4 protein-coding genes and 1 pseudogene are annotated in these 2,822 nt (G+C 63.1%); 1 reads left to right on the top strand and 4 read right to left on the bottom strand.

Features of this window, described 5'->3' with window-relative positions:
• Window positions 1-122: 122 nt before the first annotated feature.
• From AB0J67_RS40425 to AB0J67_RS40415, 3 genes and pseudogenes are all read right to left on the bottom strand, one after another.
• Window positions 123-281 (bottom strand): annotated as a pseudogene (locus tag AB0J67_RS40425) (hypothetical protein); the annotation flags it as partial.
• An 86-nt stretch (window positions 282-367) separates the two neighbouring features.
• On the bottom strand, window positions 368-517 hold the full coding sequence (locus AB0J67_RS40420; RefSeq protein ID WP_363491012.1) for a hypothetical protein: 150 nt from the start codon (window positions 515-517) through the stop codon (window positions 368-370).
• A gap of 106 nt (window positions 518-623) precedes the next feature.
• On the bottom strand, window positions 624-1,067 hold the full coding sequence (locus tag AB0J67_RS40415; RefSeq protein ID WP_363491010.1) for a helix-turn-helix domain-containing protein: 444 nt from the start codon (window positions 1,065-1,067) through the stop codon (window positions 624-626).
• A gap of 268 nt (window positions 1,068-1,335) precedes the next feature.
• Here AB0J67_RS40415 and AB0J67_RS40410 point away from each other — a divergent pair, with 268 nt between their 5' ends.
• Complete coding sequence (locus AB0J67_RS40410; RefSeq protein ID WP_363491008.1) at window positions 1,336-1,575, top strand: hypothetical protein; 240 nt, start codon at window positions 1,336-1,338, stop codon at window positions 1,573-1,575.
• Window positions 1,576-1,648: 73 nt separating this feature from the next.
• Here AB0J67_RS40410 and AB0J67_RS40405 read toward each other — a convergent pair whose 3' ends face one another.
• Window positions 1,649-2,707 carry a hypothetical protein gene (locus AB0J67_RS40405; RefSeq protein ID WP_363491006.1) on the bottom strand — a complete coding sequence of 353 codons (1,059 nt, stop codon included), beginning with the start codon at window positions 2,705-2,707 and terminating at the stop codon, window positions 1,649-1,651.
• Between the last annotated feature and the right edge of the window lie 115 nt (window positions 2,708-2,822).

Genomic DNA, 2,822 nt, shown 5'->3' with positions numbered 1-2,822 from the left:
CGCTGCCTGAAGCGATATCTCGCCCGCGAGGTCTATCACGCGATCAAGGCCGACTTCGAAGCACTCCATCGGGCTTGACTTCTATAAGAGCATCCCGATGACCCGGAGATGCGGTTAGCAGGCTACGGCCTGCTCAAGGGGGTGTTGACGGAGTCGGGTGTATCGATGTTCTTTGTGTACCAGACGGCCTCGTACTCGTCCGGGGGAAGCCAGTCGAGGTCCTTCTGGATGCGTTCGCGGTTGTACCAGCCGTCGATGTAGGCGAAGATCGCGTTCTCGGCGTCGTCGCGGGTTCGCCGCTCGGTAGGCTATGGAAGAGCCCCCGGTCAATTCCAGTGATCGAGGGCTTCCTGGTGCGGGGATGTCGTCAGCCTTGGCGCGCGGGCGCTTCCTCATCCGCGAGCAGATCTGCGAGGCGGGAGATCAGGAGCAACAGCTCCTCGGTGGGGCCTTCGATGTTGGGGGCGACCTCGGTCATCGTGTCGTAGACCTTGTTGAAGGCCTCTTGGGGCGTCATCGACTCCTCCTGTGCTTGCCGCAGTAACGGAAGTGGGTGTGGTCGAGAAGAGCCGCAGGCACGGCAAACGCTGCCACCGCGCCTGCGGTCACGATCGCGAGGACGATCACGCGGCGACCGTCTCGGCCTCCTTCGCGTCCTCCTCGGCGGCGGCCTTGGCCTCAACCTCGACCTGCGCAAGGTGCTTGCTGATCGCCTTGACGTCGTCCTCGGAGAAGTAGTACCGACGACCACGCGCCACGCCCAGGCCCATTGCACGGGTGGCCTTGCGCAGTTCCTTGGCGGGGATCTCGAAGATGTCGGCGACCTCGGCGGTGGTCATGTCCTCGGGGGTCTCCTTCTCGGGCTTGGCCGGCGTAGTCGCCTCCGGAGCAGCCACGCCCGCGATCTTCGCGAGGGTGCAGGTACGAGACTTGCCGTCGACCATGAGCGTGGCGCCCTTCGCGGTGACCCCGACGAACTCCCCGATGAGGGTGGTCCCGTCCGTGAGGGTCAGGGTGATGGCGTCACCGGCGTTGATGGCGGCGAACGTATCGGCGGTGGTGGTCATGGTTCCTCCTCGGTGTGGTGCGGTTGCCCTTGCACCAATGACGCCAAGGAGGCATAGACGTCTGTCTAACGGTGCACACGCCGATTTACCTGCTCAAGCGAGGTGAGGGTGACCGAAAGGTTGAATGCACCTCGCCGCCCGGCGGTGCGTGCGCGAACGGCGAGGGCTGCCCACACCCTAACCCTTACTAGGCCAACAAGACCATACTTACTTGGCCAACCTAGCCGTTCCTGCCTGGCCAAGATCAGTGGCCTGCCATGCTCCCTGCATGGACCTCACGGCCGCTGTCTCTGAGTACCGCGCCGCACAGGCTGCTCTGGATGACGCCAAGGCGGCGGTCGTCACCAGCCAGGACCGCCTGCGCACCGCACGAGAGACGCTGACGACCTCGATCGTCGATGCTGCTCGCGGTGGCACACGGATGCGTGATCTCGTGGCGGAGACCGGCTTGTCCCGCGAGTGGATCAGGACCTTGCTGCGGAAGAACGGCGTTCATCCGGAGGACTGATCCGTCGGCAGACACAGATCGGCCCAGCTCTCGCAGACTCACGAAGCCGGGCCGCACTGCTGGTCGAGCGTCCTTAGACGTTGTCCTCCTCGTCCTCCGCTTCGGCTGCCCGGCGAGCCTCCTCATCCTTCTCATGGAGTTCTCGAAGCACCGACACGGCGAGCATGACCCCAACCAGGGCGTTGCCCTCGGTGTACTGGATCGCCCCAGCGGCGTGAGTACTGGCGTGGCGGTTGAAGGCGTCGGGGATTGGGTCGCCCTTGCTCTTCCAGAACTCCTTGAACGCCCGGCTCATGGGTGTCATCGCCGTGAAGTACCGCATCTGTCCAATGGGCCACGACTTGTCTGCGGGGTGCTTCCTTAGCCACGCCGAATACTTCTCCCCCGGCGACATGCTCTTGCGGATCAGGGTGTCTAGCACAGAAGCAGCGATCGCCTGTGCGGGCGCGAAAAGGCAGAGCCGAGCGGAGGCGACCGCCTGGACAAGCAGAACCATCTGCTCAGCGTGTGCACCCTGGGACGTCTCCGACAACGTCACATCGCAGTCTTCGAGTACCTGACCCTGATGGTCAAGAAGTACCTGCAGGCGCTTGTCAACGTCCGCGCTGACGAGTGCCACCAGCACCTCAGCACGAGGGACCCACGCCGTGGGAATGCCCTCCTCGGCGAGGTCGATCAGCGCGAAGGGGTCGATGTCGTCGGGAACGTCGGCCCAGTTTGCCGGCTGAAGTCGCCGGAACAGCTCACCGTACTCGATCTTCGGGAGAATGCCCTCAAGCAGCTTGCTGTAGTTCGGCAGGACCGAGCTGAAGTCGAACAATCGGCGAACGTTCTCCTGGTAAGCCATAAAGATCGGTCGTCCAAGCGACTGCTGTATTGCGTCGGCGAGTCCCCACCTAATCGGCGAGAAGGCCTCACTCAGCGCACCCTCATGCTTAGCCTTGATCTCCTCTGCCAACCGGACGAACGGGGAAGCCTCGAAGGTCCACCGCTTGATGCTCTCTTGAAGCTCCTCGAGCGGGTTGACGATCTTCGGGAAGGCACCACGCGGAGCCACGTGGATCACGATCTCTCGGGTGGTCTTACCCTTGGTCGTCTTCTCGTCGTTGGGCTCAGCGTCAGCGTCGGTCACGCCGCACATCATCCCTGGTGTTAGCCTCGCTCTTTCATGAGCGTCGGTCCGCATAGCCGATCATGAAAGCGAAAGTGCCTCCGATCTGGAACGATAGGACTTGTCGAGGGTCCAC

It is taken from the genome of Catellatospora sp. NPDC049609 (assembly GCF_040675365.1).
In the GTDB taxonomy this organism is placed as follows: Bacteria; Actinomycetota; Actinomycetes; order Mycobacteriales; family Micromonosporaceae; genus Catellatospora.
This window is presented reverse-complemented; position numbering and strand designations above follow the sequence as displayed.